The organism is Streptomyces sp. NBC_01092 (assembly GCF_045039535.1).
Classification (GTDB): domain Bacteria; phylum Actinomycetota; class Actinomycetes; order Streptomycetales; family Streptomycetaceae; genus Streptomyces.
Genome location: NZ_CP108659.1, coordinates 9797220 through 9811895 on the forward strand (window position 1 = coordinate 9797220; position 14676 = coordinate 9811895).

At 72.0% G+C, this 14676-nt stretch carries 12 protein-coding genes; 9 read left to right on the forward strand and 3 right to left on the reverse strand.

What is annotated here, in order from left to right; translation table 11 throughout:
- The first annotated feature begins 55 nt into the window (after positions 1-55).
- The 3 genes from OG254_RS44245 (at position 56) to OG254_RS44255 (ending at position 3046) form a co-directional block, all read left to right on the forward strand.
- Positions 56-958 carry a LysR family transcriptional regulator gene (locus tag OG254_RS44245; protein WP_405593392.1) on the forward strand — a complete coding sequence of 301 codons (903 nt, stop codon included), beginning with the start codon at positions 56-58 and terminating at the stop codon, positions 956-958.
- Positions 959-1092: 134 nt separating this feature from the next.
- Positions 1093-2103 (forward strand): alcohol dehydrogenase catalytic domain-containing protein, encoded by a 1011-nt coding sequence (locus tag OG254_RS44250; protein ID WP_405593393.1) that lies wholly within the window; start codon positions 1093-1095, stop codon positions 2101-2103.
- A 46-nt stretch (positions 2104-2149) separates the two neighbouring features.
- Positions 2150-3046, forward strand: a complete 897-nt coding sequence (locus OG254_RS44255) for an SDR family oxidoreductase (RefSeq protein WP_405593394.1) — start codon at positions 2150-2152, stop codon at positions 3044-3046.
- Positions 3047-3049: 3 nt separating this feature from the next.
- Here OG254_RS44255 and OG254_RS44260 read toward each other — a convergent pair whose 3' ends face one another.
- Complete coding sequence (locus OG254_RS44260; RefSeq protein WP_405593395.1) at positions 3050-3934, reverse strand: LysR family transcriptional regulator; 885 nt, start codon at positions 3932-3934, stop codon at positions 3050-3052.
- Positions 3935-4054: 120 nt separating this feature from the next.
- On the opposite strand from OG254_RS44260, the gene OG254_RS44265 reads away from it, so the two are divergent.
- The 5 genes from OG254_RS44265 to OG254_RS44285 all read left to right on the forward strand — a co-directional run bounded on the left by OG254_RS44265 (position 4055) and on the right by OG254_RS44285 (position 9495).
- Entirely contained in the window at positions 4055-4726 is a 672-nt protein-coding gene (locus OG254_RS44265) for a succinate dehydrogenase (RefSeq protein ID WP_405593396.1), read from the forward strand.
- Between the two features lies 1 nt (position 4727).
- Complete coding sequence (locus OG254_RS44270) at positions 4728-6677, forward strand: fumarate reductase/succinate dehydrogenase flavoprotein subunit (RefSeq protein WP_405593397.1); 1950 nt, start codon at positions 4728-4730, stop codon at positions 6675-6677.
- Positions 6674-7420, forward strand: coding sequence for a succinate dehydrogenase/fumarate reductase iron-sulfur subunit (locus tag OG254_RS44275; protein WP_405593398.1), 747 nt, complete (start codon positions 6674-6676; stop codon positions 7418-7420). The genes OG254_RS44270 and OG254_RS44275 overlap by 4 nt, the downstream gene beginning before the upstream one ends.
- A 303-nt stretch (positions 7421-7723) precedes the next feature.
- Positions 7724-8494: a GNAT family N-acyltransferase gene (locus OG254_RS44280; RefSeq protein ID WP_351187014.1), complete on the forward strand. Its 771-nt coding sequence runs from the start codon at positions 7724-7726 to the stop codon at positions 8492-8494.
- Between the two features lie 14 nt (positions 8495-8508).
- Positions 8509-9495, forward strand: coding sequence for a lysophospholipid acyltransferase family protein (locus tag OG254_RS44285; RefSeq protein ID WP_405593399.1), 987 nt, complete (start codon positions 8509-8511; stop codon positions 9493-9495).
- 309 nt (positions 9496-9804) lie between these two features.
- Here the strand turns inward: OG254_RS44285 and OG254_RS44290 are convergent, their stop codons facing one another.
- Entirely contained in the window at positions 9805-12138 is a 2334-nt protein-coding gene (locus OG254_RS44290; RefSeq protein WP_405593400.1) for an ATP-binding cassette domain-containing protein, read from the reverse strand.
- A 168-nt stretch (positions 12139-12306) separates the two neighbouring features.
- Here OG254_RS44290 and OG254_RS44295 point away from each other — a divergent pair, with 168 nt between their 5' ends.
- Entirely contained in the window at positions 12307-13623 is a 1317-nt protein-coding gene (locus OG254_RS44295; RefSeq protein WP_405593401.1) for a phytase, read from the forward strand.
- 24 nt (positions 13624-13647) lie between these two features.
- Here the strand turns inward: OG254_RS44295 and OG254_RS44300 are convergent, their stop codons facing one another.
- Positions 13648-14646 (reverse strand): LLM class flavin-dependent oxidoreductase, encoded by a 999-nt coding sequence (locus OG254_RS44300; RefSeq protein ID WP_405593402.1) that lies wholly within the window; start codon positions 14644-14646, stop codon positions 13648-13650.
- Positions 14647-14676: the final 30 nt, after the last annotated feature.

Here is a 14676-nt window from a genome sequence, read left to right on the forward strand (position 1 = left end):
GTGTCGACGGCGGTACCGCACCCCCCGGTCGGTCAGCGGAAAGGCAGGACCCGCCATGCCCGACAGGCCGATCGATCTGGATCTGCGCAAGCTGCGCTACTTCGTGGCCGTGGCCGAGCGCCGGCACTTCGGGCAGGCGGCCGTCGCCCTGCACGTCACCCAGCCCGCGCTGTCCCGGCAGGTGCGGCAACTGGAGCACGAACTGCGGGTCGAGCTGTTCACCCGCAGCACCCGCGACGTCGCGCTCACCCCGGCCGGCGAGCAGTTCCTGCGCGACGCCAAGGCACTGCTCGCCGCCGCCGAGGCCGCCCAGGAGCGGGCCCGGCGCATCGATGCCGGGAACGACGCGCTGATCGTCGGGTTCATGCTCGGCACCGACGTCGGCCTCGCGCTGAACGCGTTCTCCGCGCGCTTTCCGCGCGTGTCCATCGAGCTGGTCCGCCTGCGCTGGTGGAGCCAGGCGCGGGCCCTGCTGGACGGCAGCGTCGACGTCGGGTTCGTACGGCCGCCCCTGGAAGCCGAAGGGGTGGATCTCCTGCCCCTGTACACCGAGCACATCGCCGCCGTGCTGCCCGTCGATCATCCGCGGGCACGCGACGCCAAGGTCGCCCTCACGGCCCTGACCGACGATCCCGTCCTGGAGTACGCGGAGGCGACCGAGGCCTGGTCGGCCGTATGGAACGCCGATCCACGCCCCGACGGCAGCCGGCCCGGCCACGGCCCCGCCTTCCACGACATGGAGGAACTGCTGGGCTACGTCAGGGGCGGGCGCGGCATCGCCTTCGTGCCCGGCTCCGTCGCCGCCGCGTTCCCCCGGTCGGACATCGCCTACGTCCCGGTCGCCGACGCGGCGCCGGGGCAGGTGTCCCTGGCCTGGAACGGCAAGCGCCCCTCGCACCTGGTGACGAGCTTCGTCGAGACGGTCCACGCCGCCGCGCGGGCCAGAGGCACGGCGTAGACCTGCGATGATGCAGCCTGGGCATCAATCGGGCCGTAACCGGCATTGGACGCGACCACAGCGGGCTCGGAGACTCGGAAGGACCAGGAACTCAACCGAGAACCTCCCCGACCACCACCCCATGGGAGCCCGCGATGCGTGCTGCTGTCGCCACCGGCCCGAACCTCCCGCTCGCCCTCGACAACCTCGACGTCCCCCAGCCCGCCGCCGGAGAGGTCGTCGTCAAGGTCACCGCCTGCGGAGTGTGCTTCTCCGACCTGAACCTGCTGCGCGGCCACTACCCCTTCGCCCGGTACCCGGTCGTCCCCGGCCACGAGGTCACCGGAGTGGTGACCGCCGTCGGCGAGGGCGTGACCTTCCCCGAGGTCGGCACCGTGGTGGGCGCGCAGTTCCTGTACGACTCCTGCGGGCACTGCGACTACTGCGTGCGCGGCGACCAGATCCTGTGTCCCCGCAAGCGGATCACCGGCGTCGTGGCCGACGGCGGCTACGCCGAATACGCCCTGTTCAAGGCCGACTTCGTCACCCCGCTGCCGGACGGCCTGGACCCCGTCGCGGCGGCGCCGCTGATGTGCGCCGGCCTCACCGCCTTCAACGGTCTGCGGCAGGCCGGCGCGACGGCCGGTTCCCGGGTCGCCGTCGTCGGCCTCGGCGGAGTCGGTGCCCTGGCCGCGCGCTACGCCACCGCCATGGGCGCCCGGCTCGCCGTGGTGGGCCGCTCCCGGCGCGGTGAGGACCAGGCCAAGGCGCTGGGCGCGGAGCTGTTCGTCGCCACCGACGACTCCGACCCGGCCGACGCCCTCAAGGCGTGGGACGGCGGCGCGGACGTCGTGCTGAACGCCGCCCCGTCCACCGCCGCGGCCGCCGCCACCCTGGGCGGTCTCGCCCCCGACGGCACCCTGCTGCTCCTCGGCTACGGCAGCGAGCCGCTCACGCTGCCCACCCCGCCCATGATCCTCAACCGTCTCCACGTGGTCGCCTCCCCGTCCGGCTCCCCGCACGACCTGCGCGACACCCTCGCCTTCTCCGCGGCCCACGGGATCATCCCCGAGGTCACGCCGATCACTCTGGAGCAGGCGCCGGCCGCCCTCGACGCGATCGCAGCCGGAACCGCCCACGGCCGCAGCGTGATCACCTTCGCCTGACCGACCGCCCCCGCACCCTCGCGCAAGCCCCACCAAGGAGACAGGCATGCCCTCCGTCGTCCTCGTCACCGGTGCCTCCAGCGGCTTCGGCGCCCTGACCGCCCGCGCCCTCGCCGACGCCGGCCACACCGTCTACGCCGGCATACGGCAGACCACTGGCCGAGGCGCCCCGGCCGTCGCCGACGCGCGGACCTACGCCGACGAGCACGGTGTCGCGCTGCGCACCGTCGAACTCGACGTCTCCGGCCAGGAGTCCGTGGACGCCGCGGTCGCGTCGGTCACGGCCGAAGCCGGCCGGATCGACGTCGTCGTCCACAACGCCGGGCACATGGTGCTCGGTCCGACCGAGTCCTTCACCCCGGAGCAGATCGCCGAGATCTACGACACCAACGTGCTGTCCACCCAGCGCGTCAACCGTGCGGTCCTGCCGCAGATGCGCGACCGGCGCGACGGACTGCTGCTGTGGGTGGGGTCGTCCAGCACCTACGGCGGCACCCCGCCCTACCTCGGCCCGTACTTCGGCGCCAAGGCCGCGATGGACCACCTCGCCAAGAGCTACGCCGTGGAGCTGAGCCGCTTCGGCATCGACACGTCGATCGTGATCCCCGGCTCCTTCACCTCGGGCACCAACCACTTCGCCCACGCGATGCACCCGCAGGACACGGCCACCGCGCAGGCGTACGACGTCTTCTACGCCGGTCTGACGGACGACGTCGGCAAGGCACTGGCCGCCCTGGCGCCGGCCGACGCCGATGTCCGGGAAGTCGCCGACGCCATCGTCCGCGTCGTCGACACCCCGAAGGGCGAGCGCCCGTTCCGCGTCACCATCGACCCGGCCGACGACGGCTCGGAGCGGGTCAGCGACCTTGCCGACGGTGTCCGTACGGAGTTCTACGAGCGCATCGGCATGACGGACCTCCTGGCTCCGCGCACCGCCGGCTGACGCTCACCGCTCCAGCAGCATCCGCTGCAACTCCCGCGCGGCCCGCGGCGGCGCCACATCGCTGCGGTGGGCCAGCGCGATCGTCCGGTACAGCCCGGGCCGGGCCAGCGGGGTGACCCGCAGCCCCCGGCCCGACCGCGCCGCCACCATGCGCGGTACGACGGCCAGGCCCAGCCCGGCCCGCACGAACCCCAGCACCGCGTCCATCTCGCCGCCCTCGACCGCGAAGTCCGGCTCGAAGCCCTCCGCACGGCACGCGGCGACGGTCAGTTCCCGCAGGTCGTAGCCGTGCCGGAACATCACCAGGCGCTCGCCCTCCAGATCGGCGATGCGCACCGTGCGCCGGCCGCCGCCGGGGCGGGGAGCCTCGGGGGAGGAGACGATCACCAGGTCCTCGCGCAGCAGCTCCACCGTGGTCAGCGCCGGGGACGGGCTCGGCAGGGGCAGCACGACCAGGGCCAGGTCCAGGGCGCCGCGCGCGAGCAGCCGTACGAGATCGTGCGAGCCGCCCTCCTCGATCAGCAGCTGGATGCCGGGATAGCGGTCGTGGAAGGCACGCAGCACGTCCGGGAGAAGGCCCGTGCACAGGCTCGGCGTCGCGCCGAGGCGGACCCGGCCCCGGCGCAGCTGCACCAGCTCCTGCACCTCGTGCCGCGCGGTGTCCGCATCGGCCAGGATGCGCCGGGCCAGCGGCAGCAGGGCCTCCCCGGCGTCCGTCAGCGTGATGTTGCCGCGCGCCCGCAGGAACAGGTCCGCGCCCAACTCCCGCTCCAGCGACTTGATCTGCTGCGACAGCGAGGGCTGCGCGACATGCACCAGGTCGGCGGCCCGGGTGAAGTGCCGGGTCTCGGCGACCGCCACGAAGTACTGGAGCTGCTGGAACTGCATCCTGCAAGCATAGGGCCTGCCTATCGAAACGAGCTCGATCATGTCTTGGACCGATGAGGTGGCCCGGACGTAGCGTCCTGTTCCATGGCTCTGGCAACGCGGACGGACAGACGGCCGTCCATGGCACGCACGGTGTGGGACTCCAACATCGGCAAGAAGACCGTGATGGCGGTCAGCGGGCTGATCATGCTGGCGTACCTGGTCGTCCACATGATCGGAAACCTGAAGATCTTCTTCGGGGCGGGCGAGTTCAACCACTACGCACACTGGCTGCGCACCGTCGGCGAGCCGTTCATGCACTACGAGTGGACGCTCTGGCTCGTCCGCGTCGTGCTGGTCGTCGCCGTCGTCGCCCATGCCACGTCGGCGTACCAGATCAGTCGCCGCGACATCAAGGCGCGCCCCAGCAAGTACGTGCACAAGAAGCCGCGGGCCAGCTACGCCACGCGCACCATGCGCTGGGGCGGCATCATCCTCGGCCTGTTCATCGTCTGGCACATCCTCGACCTGACGACCGGCACCGTGCACTCCGGCGGCTTCCAGGAGGGCCACCCGTACCAGAACGTCGTGGACACCTTCTCCACCTGGTACGGCAACGTCATCTACATCGTCGCGATGCTCGCGCTCGGCCTGCACATCCGGCACGGCTTCTGGAGCGCCGCCCAGACCCTCGGCGCCGGCAGCCGCACCCGCGACCGCGCCCTGAAGGCCACGGCCAACATCCTCGCGCTGCTGCTCACGGCCGGGTTCATCGCCGTACCCGTGGGCGTCATGACCGGATTGGTGAGCTGACATGTCTACCTACGCCGACTACCCGACCGGCGAACCGGTCCTCGACACCAAAGCTCCCTCCGGCCCCGTGGGCGAGCGCTGGGACATACGCCGCTTCGAGGCCAAACTCGTCAACCCCGCCAACCGGCGCAAACACACGGTGATCGTGGTCGGGACAGGCCTGGCCGGCGGCTCCGCCGGTGCCACCCTCGCCGAACAGGGCTACCACGTCGTCCAGTTCTGCTACCAGGACTCCCCGCGCCGCGCCCACTCCATCGCCGCGCAGGGCGGCATCAACGCGGCGAAGAACTACCGCAACGACGGCGACTCCATCCACCGCCTCTTCTACGACACCGTCAAGGGCGGCGACTTCCGCGCCCGTGAGTCGAACGTGCACCGGCTCGCGCAGATCTCCGTCGAGATCATCGACCAGTGCGTGGCCCAGGGCGTGCCGTTCGCCCGCGAGTACGGCGGACTGCTCGACACGCGCTCCTTCGGCGGCGTCCAGGTCTCGCGGACCTTCTACGCCCGCGGCCAGACGGGCCAGCAACTGCTCCTCGGCGCGTATCAGGCGCTGAGCCGGCAGATCGCCGCGGGGAACGTCGAGATGCACCCGCGTACCGAGATGCTCGACCTGATCGTCATCGACGGCAAAGCGCGCGGCATCGTGGCCCGGGACCTGATCACCGGCAGGATCGACACCTACTTCGCGGACGCCGTCGTCCTCGCCAGCGGCGGCTACGGCAACGTCTTCTACCTGTCGACGAACGCCATGAACTCCAACGCCACCGCCATCTGGCGGGCCCACCGGCGCGGCGCCTACTTCGCCAACCCCTGCTTCACGCAGATCCACCCGACGTGCATCCCGCGTACCGGCGAGCACCAGTCCAAGCTGACGCTGATGAGCGAGTCGCTGCGCAACGACGGCCGGATCTGGGTGCCGAAGGCCAAGGGCGACGACCGTCCCGCGAACAAGATCCCCGAGGACGAGCGCGACTACTACCTGGAGCGCATCTACCCCTCCTTCGGCAACCTCGTGCCCCGCGACATCGCCTCGCGCGCCGCGAAGAACGTCTGCGACGAGGGCAGGGGCGTCGGTCCCGGCGGACAGGGCGTCTACCTCGACTTCGCGGATGCGATTCGGCGTATGGGCCGCAAGGCCGTCGAGGCCAAGTACGGCAACCTCTTCGACATGTACCAGCGGATCACCGACGAGGATCCGTACGAGGTGCCGATGCGGATCTACCCGGCCGTCCACTACACGATGGGCGGCCTGTGGGTCGACTACGACCTCCAGACCACCGTCCCCGGCCTGTTCGCCATCGGTGAGGCCAACTTCTCCGACCACGGCGCGAACCGGCTGGGGGCGAGTGCCCTGATGCAGGGCCTGGCCGACGGGTACTTCGTCCTCCCGGCCACCATCAACGACTACCTCGCCCGCAACCCGCACCACGAGCAGGTCACCGACGAACACCCCGTCGTCCAGGAGGTGCTGGCCGAGACCCAGGACCGGCTGAACCTCCTGCTCGCCGTGGACGGCGACCGGACCCCGGACTCCTTCCACCGCGAGGTCGGCGAGCTGATGTGGGAGTTCTGCGGGATGGCCCGCACGGAGACCGGGCTGCGCAAGGCGCTGGAGCGCATTGGGCAGATCCGCGACGAGTTCTGGCGGCGGATCAAGGTCCCGGGCACCGGCGAGGAGTTCAACCAGTCGCTGGAGAAGGCCAACCGCGTCGTCGACTACCTGGAGCTCGCCGAGCTCATGTGCCTCGACGCACTGCACCGCAGCGAGTCCTGCGGCGGCCACTTCCGCGAGGAGTCGCAGACGCCGGACGGCGAGGCGGCCCGCAAGGACGACGAGTTCGCCTACGCGGCGGCCTGGGAGTTCACCGACACGGGCGCCGCTCCCGTGCTGCACAAGGAAGACCTCGTCTTCGAGTACGTCCACCCCACCCAGCGGAGCTACGCATGAAGCTCACCCTGCGCGTCTGGCGGCAGCGCAACGCCGACGCCGACGGCACCATGTCCACCTACGAGGTGGACGGCATCTCCGCCGACATGTCCTTCCTGGAGATGCTCGACACCCTCAACGAGGAGCTCATCCTCAAGGGCGAGGACCCGGTCGCCTTCGACCACGACTGCCGCGAGGGCATCTGCGGCGCGTGTTCGCTCGTCATCAACGGCGACGCGCACGGGCCCGAGCGGACGACGACCTGCCAGTTGCACATGCGGTCGTTCAAGGACGGCGACACGATCGACATCGAGCCGTGGCGGGCCTCCGCGTTCCCGGTGATCAAGGACCTCGTCGTGGACCGGTCCGCGTTCGACCGGATCATCCAGGCCGGCGGCTACATCACGGCCCCGACGGGCGCGGCTCCCGAGGCACACGCGACGCCGGTGCCGAAACCGGACGCCGACCTCGCCTTCGAGCACGCCGAGTGCATCGGGTGCGGGGCGTGCGTGGCGGCCTGCCCCAACGGGGCGGCGATGCTGTTCACTTCCGCCAAGATCAACCATCTGAACGTGCTGCCGCAGGGGGCGCCCGAGCGCGAGACGCGGGTGCTGGACATGGTGGCGCAGATGGACGAGGAGGGGTTCGGAGGGTGCACGCTGACCGGCGAGTGCGCCACCGCGTGCCCCAAGGGCATCCCGCTCATGTCCATCACGGGCATGAACAAGGAGTGGCTGCGGGCCACGCGGAAGGTGAAGCGGTAGCGGTTGCCGCACAGCAGACGTTCGCCGAGACGTGCGGACGGGCGGGGCCGGGAGTGGTGCTCCCCGGCCCCGTCTCGCCTTTTCTGCACCTGCCAAGTGAACAGCACTGGACTGCCCGGCTGACCGATCGGGCACCGGAATGTGGACGACCGGTACGAGTTCGCGCCGTTCAACATCCGCACATCCGCTCTCCTGGCACATGTCACGCGTACGCCAACCGGCATAGGAAGAACAGGGGCGGCACATCGCATCGCTCCAACCGAGCTCCGCTCGCCGTCCCCGGCCCGTGACCAGGAGTAAGCCATGACCGGCGTACTGACCGTCGACCGTCCCCCGCACCCCACGGCACCCATCCGGTACACCGTGGGTCTCGCCCGCAACGAGGAGGACGTGCGCGCCGCCCAGCGGCTGCGGCACGACGTCTTCGCCGGCGAGATGGGGGCCCTGCTGTCCACCCCGCAGCCGGGTCACGACATCGACGCCTTCGACGCGTACTGCGACCACCTGCTCGTCCGCGAGGAGGTGTCCGGACAGGTCGTCGGCACCTACCGGCTGCTGCCGCCGGAGCGGGCCGCTGTCGCGGGCCGACTCTACTCCGAGGGCGAGTTCGACCTCTCCCGGATCGACTCCCTTCGTCCGAATCTGGTCGAGGTCGGCCGGTCCTGCGTCCACCCCGACCACCGCGACGGCGCCGTGATCAGCCTCATCTGGGCCGGCATCGCCCGCTACATGGTCGACCGCGGCCACGAGTGGCTGGCCGGCTGCTGCTCGATCCCGCTGGCGGACGGCGGCGCCCTCGCCGCGGGGACCTGGGACCGGGTGCAGGCCAAGCACCTGGCCCCGGAGGAGTACCGCGTACGGCCGCTGCGGCCCTGGGAGCCCACGGCGCCCGTCCCGGCCACCCGCACCGAGCTCCCGGCCCTGCTGCGCGGCTACATCCGCCTGGGCGCCTTCGTGTGCGGCGAGCCCGCGCACGACCCGGAGTTCGGGGTCGCCGACCTGTACGTGCTGCTGTCGATGCGCCGGGTGAACTCGCGCTATCTGAAGCACTTCCTCTCGCTCGTCCCGGCGTGACGGACGTGGCGGCCATGAGCACCTCCTCCCTCGGTGCCGTGCAGGTCCCCCCGGCGATCGCTCCCACGGCCGGTACCCCGGCCGTGGGCGGCACGAGCCACCCGGCCGACGCGGGAACCCTCTGGCGGCCCAGCGCTCCCTGCACCCCGCGCAACTGCATCGACGCCACAGGACCGGCCAGAGCCATGCCCCTGGCCGTCCTGCGGATCGCCGCGGTCCTGCTCCTGCTGGTCCTCGGGTTCGCGGCGACTCCGCTCGGCGGGCGGATCCCCGCGGGACTGGTCCGCCGCTGGAGCCGCTGGGTCGTACGGGCCGCGGGGGTCCGGGTACGGATCGCCGGCGGCACCGCGCCGGACGGCGGGCTGCTGCTCGTCGCCAACCACGTCTCCTGGCTGGACATCCCGCTGCTCGCCGCCGTGCGCCCGGCCCGGATGCTCGCCAAGTCGGAGATCCGTGACTGGCCGGTCGCCGGGTGGATGACCGCGCGCAGCGGCGCGCTGTTCATCGACCGGGACCGGATCCGCGCCCTGCCCGTCACGGTGGCCCGGATAGCCGAGGCCCTGCGCGCCGGTGAGGCGGTGACCGTCTTCCCCGAGGGCAGCACGTGGTGCGGCCGGGCCCAGGGCCACTTCCGCCGGGCCGCCTTCCAGGCCGCCCTCGACGCGGGCGTCCCCGTGCAGCCGGTGCGCCTGAGCTACCGCGTCGTCGCGGGCTCGCCCACCACGGCGGCCGCCTTCGTCGGCCAGGACTCGCTGCTGGCGTCGGTGTGGCGGGTGGTGAGGGTACGCGAACTGGTCGCGGAGGCGGAGGTGCGGGAGCCGATCATGCCGGGCAGCCGCCCCGATCGCCGCTCCCTGGCCGACGCGGCCGAGGCGTCCGCGCTGCCGGACGAACGTCCGGTCCGGATTCCCAGGCCGCAGCGCGCGGCGACCGGCGGGCCCGCCTCGGGGTCGGAACAGCGGTCGTCGCCGTCCCCGTCGCGCGAGCCCCTCACGGCATGACGCGGGCGGGGCAGGGCGCCCTCGCGCTCCCTGCCCCTCATGGCCACCCAAGCGGGCGGACCCGCCGCCACGATGCGTCCGCCCGCGTCCCGGCCGCCCGGGTGCCAGTCGATTACGTTCCCTGTGCCCGCTGTCGGCCGTGAGCAGCCGATGGCCCCGTCGCGCGAGCCCCTCACGGCATGACGCGGGCGGGACAGGGCGCCATCACGCTCCCTGTCCCTCGCGTCCCGGCCGCCCGGGTGCCAGTCGATCAGGCTCCCTGTGCCGCTGTCGGCCGTGAGCAGCCGATGGCCCCGTCGCGCGAGCCCCTCACGGCATGACGCGGGCGAGATACGGCGCCGTCGCGCTCCCTGTCGCTCGTGCCACCTGCGCGGGTGAGCCCGCCGCCACGATGCGTCCGCCCGCGTCACCGCCCCCTGGCCCCAGGTCGATCACCCAGTCCGCGCCCGCGACGACGGACATGTCGTGCTCGACCACCACGACGGTGTGTCCGGCGTCGACGAGGCCGTGCAACTGGCGCATCAGCACCTCGACATCGGCCGGGTGCAGTCCGGTCGTCGGTTCGTCGAGGAGGTAGAGCGTGTGGCCGCGACGGCCGCGCTGCAACTCGCTCGCCAGCTTGATGCGCTGGGCCTCGCCGCCGGACAGCTCGGTGGCGGGCTGCCCCAGACGGAGGTAGCCGAGGCCCACGTCGAGGAGGGTGGACAGGCTGCGGGCGACCGTCGCCGTGTCCGCGAAGAAGTCCGCCGCCGCCTCGACCGTGAGGTCCAGCACCTGCGCGATGTTCCGCCCCCGGTACGCCACTTGGAGCGTCTCGGGGTTGTAGCGCGCCCCGCCGCAGTCCGGGCACGGTGCGTACGTGCTCGGCAGGAACAGCAGCTCGACGCTGACGAACCCCTCGCCCTGACAGGTCTCGCAGCGCCCGCCCGCGACGTTGAAGGAGAACCGCCCGACGCCGTAACCACGTGCCCGCGCCTCGTCGGTGGCCGCGAACTCCTTGCGTACGACGTCGAAGAGTCCGGTGTAGGTGGCGAGATTGGAGCGCGGGGTGCGGCCGATCGGCTTCTGGTCGACCGAGACCAGGCGGCCCACGCCCGCCGGCTCCTCGGTGATCTCGCCGATCAGCGTGGACTTGCCCGACCCCGAGACCCCGGTGACGGCCGTGAAGACGCCGAGCGGGAACTCGGCGGTCACCCCGCGCAGGTTGTGCCGGGTGACCGGGCCGACCTTCAACCGGCCGTGCGGGGCCCGCACTTGGCGTACGGCGGCGGGGGAGCCGTCGAACAGGAAGCGCGCCGTCGCCGACTCCGCGACCGAGGCCAGCTCCGCCACCGGCCCGCTGTGCAGCACCCGCCCGCCGTGCTCACCCGCCTGCGGCCCCACGTCGACCAGCCAGTCGGCGCCGCGCATGACGTCGAGGTGGTGCTCGACCACGAACACCGTGTTCCCGGCCGCCTTCAGTCGCGCCAGCACCGTGAGCAGCGCCTCGGTGTCCGCCGGGTGCAGTCCCGCGGACGGCTCGTCGAGGACGTACACGACACCGAACAGCCCGGACCTGAGCTGGGTCGCCAGGCGCAGGCGCTGGAGCTCGCCCACCGAGAGGGTGGGGGTGGCCCGGTCGAGACTGAGGTAGCCGAGGCCGAGCTCGACGACCGGTGCGATGCGGGACTTGAGGTCCTCGGTCAGGACACGCGCCGTCTCCGAGGCGCTGCCCTCCAGCGTGCCCGCCAGCTCGATGAGCGGCAGCGCCGCCAGCTCGGCGATCGTGCGCCCCGCGAAGGTCACCGCCAGCGCCTCGGGCCGCAGCCTGCGGCCACCGCACGACGGGCAGGGCGCGGCAGCGAGGAACCGCTCCGCCTTGGCCCTCAGAGTCGCGCTCTTGGAATCCGAGAAGGTCTTCATGACGTACCGCCGGGCGCTCATGTACGTGCCCTGGTACGGCCGTTGGATGCGGTCGGCGTCGCGCACCGGGTGGACGGTGACGACCGGCTGCTCGTCGGTGAACAGGATCCACTCCCGCTGCCCGGCGGGCAGCTCGCGCCAGGGCCGGTCCACGTCGTACCCGAGCGCGTCGAGGATGTCCCGCAGGTTCTTGCCCTGCCAGGCACCCGGCCACGCGGCGATCGCACCCTGACGGATCGACAGCTCGGACTCGGGGACCAGCAACTCCTCGGTCGTACGGTGCACTTGGCCGAGCCCGTGGCACGCCGGGCACGCCCCGGCCGCCGTGTTCGGCGAGAAGGAGTCCGAATCGAGCCGCTCGGCGCCGGGCGGGTAGTCGCCGGCGCGGGAGTACAGCATCCGCAGGGAGTTGGACAGGTTGGTGACCGTGCCGACCGAGGAGCGCGACGTCGGCGCCGAGCGGCGCTGCTGGAGGGACACCGCGGGCGGGAGCCCGCTGATCTCGCCGACCTTCGGCGCGCCGACCTGGTGGATCAGCCTGCGCGCGTACGGTGCTACCGACTCGAAGTACCGGCGCTGGGCCTCGGCGTAGATCGTGCCGAAGGCCAGCGACGACTTCCCGGACCCGGACACCCCCGTGAACACGGTCAGGACATCGCGCGGAATGTCGACGTCCACACCCTTGAGGTTGTGCTCACGGGCGCCGCGGACACGGACGTACGGGTCGTGCGGGGAGTGCATGGGGCGAGGGCTCCGGGAGATGCGCGTGGGGTCGGGTGCAAACCCCGCGATTCTATGCGAACCAGACGCGGCGTCCGCATGAGCCACCTGCTGTTCACGGGGCCTTCGGCTCACCCACACCCCTCGCCCATAGCGTCTCGCCAGTCTCTCTTCCTACCGAGGAGTATCGTGAGCGCTTCCGCTCTGAGCACTCTCACCGCCGCGCTGCTGATGGTCACGGGCGCATCCGCCCCGCAGCCGGTCTCCGTCTCCGCCAGCGTGGAGACCCCCGCCGTGTACGACGACGAGGCGGGCGGCAACGCCGACGCCGACGACCCGGCCGTCTGGGTCGACCCCCACAACCCGGGGCGCAGTCTCGTGATCGGCACCCTGAAGGAGGCCGGGCTCGACGTCTACGGCCTCGACGGCACGCGCCTGCAGCACATCGCCGCCCCCGCCGCGCCGGGCGAGGACGCCGCGCCGGGCCGCTTCAACAACGTCGACGTCGTCTACGGCTTCGAACTGGGCGGCAAGAAGACCGACTTGGCCGTCGTCAGCGACCGAGGCCGGGACCGCGTCCGCGCCTACGCGATCGACCCGGCCGCCGTGGCCGCGGGCCGGCCCCCGCTGCGCGACGTCACGGCGGCGAACGCCGCACCCGTCTTCTCCGCGAGCGAGACCGAGGTCGACGACCAGCGCACCGCCTACGGCCTGGCCGCCTTCAGCGACGACGACAACGCCTACGTCGTGGTGTCGCGCCGCTCGGAGACCCGCGTACGGCTGCTGCAGCTTCAGGACCGCGGCGGGCGCGTCGGCTACAAGACCGAGGACACCCTCGACCTGCCCGGCTCCTTCACCCTGCCGAACGGCAAGAGCTGGACGCCGTGCGCCGACCCCGGCGATCACGCACAGGTCGAGGGCATGGTCGTCGACCAGGAGAAGCACGTCCTGTACGCGGCCCAGGAGGACGTCGGGCTGTGGCGGGTCGCGCTCGACGACGAGGAGTTCGAGCAGCCCAAGCTGATCGACCGGGTGCGGGAGTACGGCACCCCGTGGACGTATGACGCCGAGGAGGAGGAGTGCGTCATCGACACCGCGGGCGACCCCGGCTTCGGCGGTGACCACCTCAGCGCCGACGCCGAGGGCGCCGCGATCTACCACGCTGCCGACGGCAAGGGCTACCTGCTCGCCTCCAGCCAGGGCGACAACACGTTCGCCGTGTACGAGCGCCAGGGCCGCAATGCCTACCTCGGCTCCTTCGCCGTCACGGACAGCGCCGCCACCGACGGTGTGCAGCACTCCGACGGCGCGACCGTGGTGAACGTCCCGCTGGGACGGTCCTTCCCCAAGGGCCTGCTGGTCACCCACGACGGTGAGGCGGCGCCGGCGGACGGGGACCGGGAGGGCACCAACTTCAAGTTCACGCGCTGGGATTCGGTGGCCGGCGCGTTCCCGAAGCCGCTGACGATCGACACCAAGTTCTTCGACCCGCGCGACACGGACTGACGCACGTCCGGCGGCCCGCCCGGATCACGCCTCGGCGATCCGGGCGAGCCGCCGGTAGGAGTCCACCAGTGCTTCACGGTCGTACGTACTGGTCGTGACCAGCACCTCCTGCGCCCCCGTCTCCTTCAGCACCGTCTCCAGCTCGTGCGCGACCTGCTCCTCGGTACCCGCGATGTGCCCGGCGAGGCCGCCCTCGTAGAAGCCGCGCTCCTTGTCGGTCATGGTCAGGGCCTCGACGCGCTCGGCGGGCGTCAGCGGCGGGAAGGTGCCGTGGGTGCGCGAGTAGGCCATCGCCCAGGCCTCCGGCACGAGCAACCGCCGGGCCTCCTCGGGCGTGCCGGCCACCGCGATCGTGCCGGAGATCACGACGTACGGCTCACTCGCCCAGAGGGAGGGCCGGAAGTGCTCGCGGTAGTGATCGATCCCGCGCCGCATCTTCTCCCCGCTGCGCAGGTCACCGATGACCATCGGCAGCCCCGCGCGGGCCGCGATGTCCGCGCCCTCACCCATGGCCAGCACGAACGGCGGCACGGCCAGGCCCTCGGCGGGCCGCGCGTGCACCCCGGTCGGCGAGGTGCCGCGGAACCAGCCGAGCAGCTCCTGGATCTGCGCCGCGAAGTCCTCCGCGTCCCCCTTGTCCCGGCCCAGCGCCCTGCGCACGCCGTCGGTGAATCCGACGGACCGCCCGAGCCCCATGTCGACACGCCCCGGGAAGAGCGACTCCAGCACCCCGAACTGCTCGGCCACGACCAGCGGTTGGTGGTTGGGCAGCATCACCCCGCCGGTGCCGACCCGGATGGTCCGTGTCGCGCCGGCCACGGCGGCGGCCAGCACGGTCGGCGCGGAGCCGGCGACGCCCGGTACGCCGTGGTGCTCCGAGACCCAGAACCGGTGATAGCCGAGGTCCTCGATCTCCCGGGCCAGCCGTACGGTGTCCCGCAGCGCCTCTCCGTTCGTATGGCCCTCCCGGGTGCGGGAGCGGTCGAGGACGGAGAAGCGGGTCGCGGCGATCACGGAGCTCATACAGGGTTCAACACCTGGGAGCCCGGGGGA